7 protein-coding genes and 2 pseudogenes are annotated in these 7,762 nt (G+C 58.9%); 5 read left to right on the top strand and 4 right to left on the bottom strand.

All coding sequences use genetic code 11. The features are described from left to right. The first annotated feature begins 26 nt into the window (after positions 1-26). The 4 genes and pseudogenes from GM672_RS26610 to GM672_RS29035 form a co-directional block, all read left to right on the top strand. Positions 27-2,861, top strand: a complete 2,835-nt coding sequence (locus tag GM672_RS26610; RefSeq protein WP_229417965.1) for an RHS repeat-associated core domain-containing protein — start codon at positions 27-29, stop codon at positions 2,859-2,861. Further along, on the top strand, positions 2,858-3,280 hold the full coding sequence (locus GM672_RS26605; protein ID WP_170300264.1) for a hypothetical protein: 423 nt from the start codon (positions 2,858-2,860) through the stop codon (positions 3,278-3,280). Before GM672_RS26610 ends, GM672_RS26605 begins: the two co-directional genes overlap by 4 nt. A 274-nt stretch (positions 3,281-3,554) precedes the next feature. Continuing rightward, positions 3,555-3,857 carry a hypothetical protein gene (locus GM672_RS30270; protein ID WP_503826363.1) on the top strand — a complete coding sequence of 101 codons (303 nt, stop codon included), beginning with the start codon at positions 3,555-3,557 and terminating at the stop codon, positions 3,855-3,857. 17 nt (positions 3,858-3,874) lie between these two features. Further along, a pseudogene (locus tag GM672_RS29035) lies at positions 3,875-3,975 on the top strand (IS5/IS1182 family transposase); the annotation flags it as partial. 564 nt (positions 3,976-4,539) lie between these two features. On the opposite strand, the gene GM672_RS26600 reads toward GM672_RS29035, so the two are convergent. Then, complete coding sequence (locus tag GM672_RS26600; RefSeq protein ID WP_170300263.1) at positions 4,540-5,106, bottom strand: PEP-CTERM sorting domain-containing protein; 567 nt, start codon at positions 5,104-5,106, stop codon at positions 4,540-4,542. Positions 5,107-5,204: 98 nt separating this feature from the next. Between GM672_RS26600 and GM672_RS29415 the strand changes: the two are divergent. After that, positions 5,205-5,685, top strand: a pseudogene (locus tag GM672_RS29415) (transposase); the annotation flags it as partial. 105 nt (positions 5,686-5,790) lie between these two features. Here GM672_RS29415 and GM672_RS26590 read toward each other — a convergent pair. From GM672_RS26590 to GM672_RS26580, 3 genes are all read right to left on the bottom strand, one after another. Continuing rightward, positions 5,791-6,513: an amidohydrolase family protein gene (locus tag GM672_RS26590; RefSeq protein WP_155473528.1), complete on the bottom strand. Its 723-nt coding sequence runs from the start codon at positions 6,511-6,513 to the stop codon at positions 5,791-5,793. An 18-nt stretch (positions 6,514-6,531) separates the two neighbouring features. After that, positions 6,532-7,074, bottom strand: a complete 543-nt coding sequence (locus GM672_RS26585) for a hypothetical protein (protein WP_155473527.1) — start codon at positions 7,072-7,074, stop codon at positions 6,532-6,534. 21 nt (positions 7,075-7,095) lie between these two features. After that, the coding region (locus GM672_RS26580) for a GIY-YIG nuclease family protein (protein ID WP_211517445.1) at positions 7,096-7,762 on the bottom strand (667 nt) is incomplete at its 5' end.

The following is a 7,762-nucleotide window of genomic DNA, read 5'->3' as shown; positions in this document are numbered from 1 at the left end:
TGTATCCGGACGGGCTGGAGGAATGGTTGTTCCGCGACGACGCCAAGAATGTCGTGCGTCATATCCACACCGACGGCGGCAGCGAGCATTTCCGCTACGACGACCACGGCAACCTGCTCACGCACACCCGCGCCGACGGCAGCCAGGTCCATTTCGAATACGACGCCCAACATCGCATCACCGGCATCCGCGACGCCGAAGGCGGCACCTGGAAGCGCGACTACGATGCCCAGGGCCACCTGGTCGAGGAAACCGACCCGCGCGGCAACAAGACGCACTATGCCTACGACAAGACCGGCCGGCCCGTCGAAGTCACCGATGCGAAGGGCGGCGTCAAGCAGCTCGCTTATAACCGAGACGGCCAGCTCGCCAGCTACACCGACTGTTCCGGCCACAGCAGCCAGTGGGAATACGACGAGCGCAAGCGTCTGGTCAAGAGCATCGACGCCGCCGGCCACGTCACCCGCTACCGTTACACGCCCGTCAGCGCAGAAACGCTGGCGCACAGCGTAGACACCGGCAATCATCCCGGCCAACTGGAAACCGTCCTCCACCCCGACGGCAGCGAAGAGCAGTTGCGCCACGATGCCGAAGGCCGCCTGCTGGCACACACGGACGCCCTGCAACGCACCACCGCCTACCGCTACACGGCAGCCGGACTGATCGCACAGCGCATCGACGCCCTTGGGCAAAGCCTGCAGTACCGGTGGGACGCGCTGGGCCGCCTGTCCGCGCTGGAGAACGAAAACGGCAGCGTGTACCGCTTCCGCTACGACCCGGTCGGCCGCCTGCTTCAGGAACAGGGTTTCGATGGCAAGGCCACCGACTACCGCTACGACGAATCGACCGGCGTGCTGGCGGAAACCATCGACGCCGGCGTGATCACGCGACTCGACTTCGACCCCATGGGCCGCCTCGTGCAACGCCGGGCCGCAGCCCCCGGCCAGCCGGAGCAGATCGAAACGTTCGCCTATAACGCCAACGGCCAGTTGGCCGACGCACGGAACGAACACGCCCGGCTGCAATGGTTCTACGACCCCGCCGGCAACCTGGTGCGCGAACACCAGCACTACCAGGGCCCGTTCCACCTCGAGAAGCGCACTGCGGTCTGGCACCACCGCTATGACGAACTCAATCAACGTATCGGCACGACCCGCCCCGACGGCCACCGCACCGAATGGCTGATCTACGGCGCCGGTCACGTGCACGGCCTGCTGCTCGACGGACAAGAGCTCGTGTCCTTCGAGCGCGACGCGCTGTACCAGGAAACGGGCCGCATCCAGGCCAACGGCCTGCTGCAAACGATGCAGTACGACGCGGCCGGCCGCCTGATCGAACAGCAGCTGGGCCGAAATAACATCGACTTCCACCCTGACCCGTATTGTCCCGACGTCCAGGCCGGCATGCCAGCAGCCATCCAGCGGCGCTACCGCTACGACCGGTCCGGCCAGCTGACAGGCCTCGAGGACACCCGGCGCGGCCGCATCGACTACCGCTACGACCCAATCGGACGGCTGCTGGCGGCGAACAGCGCCATGGGCCACGAAACCTTCGCCTTCGACCCGGCCGGAAATATCCAGGCGCCCAGTCCTGTGCAAGAGAGGATTACCCGCCCCGCCCCGCTGCCAAAGGTGCTGGACAACCTGTTGAAAGAATATGCGGGCACCACCTACCGCTACGACGAGCGCGGTAACCTCGTCGAGTGGGTGCGGAATGGACAGCGCGACAGCTTTGAGTGGGATGCCTTCAATCGGATGACGCGTGCGACTACCCGGCATGGCGTCACCACTTTTGCCTACGACCCGCTGGGGCGGCGCATCGCCAAGCACGGCCGGGCGACCCGAACCATGTACGGTTGGGATGGCGATACGCTGGCGCTGGAGAGCAGCGTACACCCGGGCTATGCTGGGAGCGAACGGACGGTCCACTATGTGTATGAACGTGACAGCTTCGTGCCGCTGGTGCAGGCCACGCGAAGCCAGGCGCTGCGACTAGCGCCCACCACAGATGTCAACGCGCTGATGGCGGGCAACGATGGCAAGTACGATATCGCGCTTGATCCGCTGTGGAATGGCGATTTTGAACCGGAAGCCGAGCCGTTCGGGAAGGAGGAGATCGCCTTCTATCAATGCGATCATCTCGGCACGCCGCAGGAGTTGACGGATTACGAGGGCAAGGTAGCATGGTCGGCGCAGTACAAGGCGTGGGGGCAGGCGAAAGAGGCGATCAGCGACGCGGCGTGCAAGGCTGGGACACGCAATCCGATCCGGTTTCAAGGGCAATACTTTGATGACGAGACTGGACTACATTACAACCGGTATCGGTACTATCATCCATACATCGGGCGGTTCGTATCAAAAGACCCAATTGGATTGCTTGGGGGCATAAATGTTCACGCATATGTTCCAAACCCGACAGAGTTGGTCGACCCGCTAGGCCTTAGTGGAAATTCATCTCAGCGGCGAACGCAAAGGCGCGCCCAAGCGGAACAGGCCCCGCAATGCTGTCCGTGTCCTGAGTCAGGTCACCTGTACCGTGGTGTAGCGGCCAAGCATCCAGCGATCGCGGATGCGAGGCGAGGCATTGCCACTCCGGCGCTTGAGACCGGAGGCGCCACGGCAAAGGCGCACAATGAAGGTGGGCATTCAGGTCAAAGCCAATATACCTCGTGGTCGAGGCGAAAGAGCATTGCAAAGTGGCATGCAAACAGAGACGGTCCTGGAGGTGTTTTGCTAAGCGCCCCGTTTGGCGCCCCGAAAGAAGAAGAGTGCTGGTCGTGGGAGTTCTCCGACGACGTTTATGGGGAAGATGAAGTACTGCTGAAAGGCAGGCGTACTGGACTGGGGGTTCATAAACCATGATTAATATCGGCGATATTGTTGATGGGTGCCGTTCCTACCGCGATGAAACGTGGGCATTACTCCTGGAGAGACTGGTGACCGAGAAGGCCTTTTGCCTCAGGCGGACGCACATATTGGCGGCGGGAAGATTCCTAGCAATCTTGCAAATACAAGATAAGACAACTAGCATTGCGGGCATTCAGAAGTGGGGCTTCTCCGAGTTGCAGACTCGGCTCAACGCATTGCCAGAAAACAGCAATTTGCGTGTAGATGAGTTTGATGTGGGCGAATTAGCAATCAGATGCGTGTTTGATAGCGACAGCTCAACTTTACTCGGCTGTACTATCGTGCAGAAGAGGAGAAAAGCGATGCAGACGCCACCGGATTGGGATGGATCGCTCGAAACTTTGGAAAGATTCAACAAGCCGGCTCAGCAATGATTTGCGACCTCGGAGGGAAAAATCTTGAATCATTGCAATTCGCATACATTCCTGAGCGATAAATATGGCACTAAGGGCATTCAGGGATGACTTGCTTGAGAAGCGAGCGAGCAGCAGAGAGCCGCTCTATTATTACATCGAATCTTCGGCAGGCGATATGGCCTTTCGCGTTTTCATCAGCGTGCGTGACAAAATGCTTAATGGCTAAGATTGATGGTCAAGATAGCCTCATAAAAGGATGGGGCGACGTTAGTGAAAAAGGGGTAAAGGAAGAATACAAATTAATTTTCGAAGCTCACCGAAAAGCCAATTCATCGCCCACTCGATTGCAAAAAGGACAGGCCGCGACTCTGTGCAGGTTGCTCACACGGAATATTGGAGTAACGCTAAAGCAAGGCCGATGCGAACAAAAGTTTACAACTATATTCTTACCAAAGATACTTGCATGGCTGTTAGTTTTACTAAAAACAACCCAAATCTTGGGAAAGATGGTGATACACAATACTTTATCGAAAATAAAGACAAGCCAAGCCTTATGGATACAGGGCGAATCATGGAGTATAAAAAATCCCCATGAATATCATTAATATAGATTTGGCAAAGAACACCGCACAGCTGTTTACGTTGTTCGCGTTCGCCAACCTGGTGCTGGCCGGCAGGCGCTTTACTACACCGAATCTCGTAGTCCCTCTTGATTGCAGGAAGGCGCAGAGTATTGCGCCAAATAGCTCGAAAATGCGCTTGTCGGCTTGCCATTCGATCATTTGCGCGCAAATGCGACGCAAAAAAAAACGAATAGATCAGCGCTTCCCTAGCAACCCTACACATACAAGATATGACAACTTCCACTGCAGGAATTGCGAAATGGGGGTTCTCAGAATTGCAGCATCGGCTCAGTGCGTTGCGAGATAATAAATTGCGTGTAGAAGATTTTGATGTGTGTACGTTTGCGATCAGGTGCGTTTTTGTTGATGACAGTGCAATGCTCCTCGGATGCACTATAGTAAAAAAGAGGAAAAAGAAGATGCAGACGCCACCTGATTGGGATGGATCGCTTGACGCCTTGGAAAAATTCAATAATCCGACTTAGCAATGAGTTGCAAGACCGGAATGAGAATTTTTGAATCGCCACGATATTTTATAGACACTCCTGAGCTATACTTATGGTCCAAAGAGCATTCCAGCCGCATCCAATCCCTACTGCAGGACGCAAGGGATTGCCACAGCGAGCTTGCACCACGCGCTGACGCCGCCCTCATTTAATCGGAGGGGATCCTGCGCCGGCGTAGAGCAATCCCTGTCAACGCTGCCCCAACCGTCACCATCAGCGCGGCGGAGGGCTCAGGCACGACGGACGTGATTGAATACGTGGTTTGCGAGGTTGCATAAATATTGCTAGAAACACCTTCACCCCACGACGACGAAGAAAACGGCTCTGCAGGATTGAGATTCTGAATGGCGTGCACGGTCCATTCGCTGCCCGTATTGATGCTTGTATGATAAGAAAACTTCACTACCTCAAGTGCACTGTACCGGAAATACGAGAAAGTGCAGGCACCGGTGCAATCATTGTAAACATCAAAGCTACCCATTGTGAAAGCTAGAAGCTCGCTGCGTTCAAGCGCTAGGTCTCCATTGCGGTCTTCGCCAGCAAAATAACCTGAAAAGGTTATGGAAGGATTCCAGTGAGGTTCAAGATCGGATAGAAATCCGCGAAACTCGAATCTGAATTGCAAGACTTCCGCCTGGCAACTCAACATGGTAGCCAGCAACATGGCAAACACCTGTACAACCTTCGTCAGCGAACCACGCAACAGTAACTTCATATATCCCCCATTAACCATATACAGCGCTCGGAATGGTCAGTATAGGACGCGGAAATCAGGGGTGAAAGGCCGAAAGTGAACTCTCAAGCAAAAACACGATGCAGCACAAGCGCTTTGCAAACCACCGATTCCTCGCTGGAATTGGGGCATCACACCTTTGCCGGGCGCTGAGTTCTGCGCTCCTGCCGTACTACCCGAAATGTGATGGGCGAGGCCGGCCGCCAGTTGGGTTGGAGCGCATGCTGCGGATGTGTATCGCCCAGCAGAATTTTGGATTGTCACATGAAGGCATCGAAGATTCAATTTACGATAGCCAGGAAATGCGAGCGTTTGTCGGCATCGGCCTGACGCACGAGTCGGCACCGCATACGACGACGTTGTTCAGGTTTCGTAGCTTACTCGAATCATGAGTTGACCTGGTGCATTTTCGAAGACATCGATCGCCACCTGGCTGGTAGCGGGCCCGTGATGTGTGAGGGGACCATCGTTGCCGCTACATCGATCGGGGCACCGCCATCGAACAAGACCAAAGACCTGAAGCGCGGCCCTGAAATGCATCAGTCAGCGAAAGGAAACGACATCTCGGCCGCAAGTAGATTGGACGAGCTGCTGGCATTTACAGGGCAGCCTGACCTGCAGCAAGGGGTGGAAGCACTCCTACGGTAACGAGAATCCTCTAAGGCCTTAACCAATCAGCCGCAAAAGATTCCCACCCAAAATCAAATCCTCATCCGCCGCCGGCAAGCGCAGCAGCCGAATCTTGTGCAGCTCCAGCCCCGGATGCAGCCACGGTCCATCGGAGCCGAACAGCACCTTGTGCGGGCCGGCACGGCGCACCGCTTCGCGCAGCAGGTCGAAGCGGCGGATGCCGGAGCTGTCCGTATAAATATTCGGGTGTCTCACCAGGTGGTCGATCATGGCCAGTTGCGCCGTCCACTGGTCCGCAAAGCTGCCCAAGTGGGGCAAGATGAAGTTCACGTCCGGGTACTGGGCCGCCAGCAGTTCGGCCACGTGCACTTCGCCCATCGGGTCGTACAGCACGGGCAGGCCGTAGGCGCGGGCTGCCTCGCAGATTTCGCCGCTGATGGGCGCGTCGTGGCGGTGCACCTTGATGCCGACGAAGCCGTAGTCCTCCACCGCCGTGCGGACCATCTCCATGATGCGGCCCCGGTCGCGCGCGGCGTGCACGAAGGCGAAGCCGTAGTAGCGGTCCGGGTGGGCCGCGACAATTTGCGCCAGCGCCGCGTTGGCGACGGCGTAGTCGGAGTGGAAGGCGGCCAGCAGCACGCTGCGGTCGATCCCCGCCGCGACGGCCCGGCGCCGGTAGCGGCCCAGCGTTAGGTTGCTGTCCCACGGGCCCGTCAGGCCGTCGCCGGGGCCGGCGTGGCAATGGCTGTCGACGATCATGGCAGCGCCTCAGGTTGTTCAGCCCTGCAGCCGGATGCCGGGGGCGTGCTCGCGCAGTGCCGCCAGCACGGCCTGCTGCGGCGAGCCGCCGTCCGCGGCATTCTGGGCCGCGCTCGCGGCGATGCGCACGAAGCGGCGCGCCATCTCGAATTCCTGCTGCTCCTGGTCCAGGCCCTCCAGCTCCATCTCCAGGGCCTTGGACAGCGCCGTGCCGGCGGCGCGGCCGATCATCGTGCCCACGCCGGGAATCGGGATCATCGAACCCAGCGCGCCGCCCACGAAAGGCAAGGCCTGCTTGGCGATCCCCTTCAATACACCGCCCAGCGGCTTGGCCACCTTGCCGATGACCGAGCCCACCTTTTTGATGCCCTTCCAGGCGCTCTTGAAGACCTTGCCGAGGAACTGGTCCAGTTCTTCCTCGCTGTCGATTTCCAGCAGCTCCATCGTCAGTGCCAGTTCCTCCTCTTCGCTCAGCGGGCTGCCCTGCTGCTGGAAGAACGGCAGGATCTCGAACACTTCCTGGTTGCGGCACTGGCCGCAACTGCATTGTTTCGCATGCATGGCTGACTCCTTCGTCTCGTTTCATGTCCAATCGGGACCCATCACTTCCATTTCCAGTTCACTGCGCTGGTTCGTCACCACGCCCGCGTTCTCCGGCCGGCGCATGTACACGTTGATGGCCTTCTCCAGTCGCCGCCGGGTGGCCGGATCGACCTTCGGCTGCGCCACGTAGATGCGGTAGTTGCGCAAGGAGACTCCAAGCACGGCGCCGCACAGCATGTGCTTGCGGATGCGCTTCTGGATGTCCTTCGTTTCGCCAACGTACGCGCGCTGCTGGCCGTTCTTGCGAAACGCGATGATGTAGATGGCCGCCCCCGTCAGCTTGCCGGCCTTGCGCACGGCGGCGAGGGTGCCGGCATCCTCGAAGTCCAGCTTGACCGACAGGCTTGCGATGGCCTGCTTGACCTTGGCCGGAATTTCCTGCTGCACTTCGCCCTGCAGCTCGTCGGCGCCGTCGTCGTCACCATCCTGCAAAGGAAAATCCACCGGCTCGAAGCTGCCGTCTTGTCCGGGCGGCGTACGCCAAGGATCGTCGTGGGCCGGGGCGACGTAGGGACCAGGATCACTGACCATGACGCCATAGGGCCAGCCGCCATATACGGGGCCCCAATACGGCCCGCGCGGCGGCCGCGGCCGGGGGGACGGCGGACGGCCCGGACGGGGCTGGGCACCGCCGCCGCCCCGCCCC

Origin of the sequence: Pseudoduganella buxea (assembly GCF_009720835.1) — a bacterium.
GTDB classification, from domain to species: domain Bacteria; phylum Pseudomonadota; class Gammaproteobacteria; order Burkholderiales; family Burkholderiaceae_D; genus Rugamonas; species Rugamonas buxea.
This window is presented reverse-complemented; position numbering and strand designations above follow the sequence as displayed.

Coding starts and splice junctions, on each gene's coding strand:
- GM672_RS26585 (WP_155473527.1), bottom strand. CDS start 7,074: ATGCATGCGAAACAATGCAGTTGCGGCCAGTGCCGCAACCAGGAAGTG.
- GM672_RS26605 (WP_170300264.1), top strand. CDS start 2,858: ATGATTAATATCGGCGATATTGTTGATGGGTGCCGTTCCTACCGCGAT.
- GM672_RS26600 (WP_170300263.1), bottom strand. CDS start 5,106: ATGAAGTTACTGTTGCGTGGTTCGCTGACGAAGGTTGTACAGGTGTTT.
- GM672_RS26590 (WP_155473528.1), bottom strand. CDS start 6,513: ATGATCGTCGACAGCCATTGCCACGCCGGCCCCGGCGACGGCCTGACG.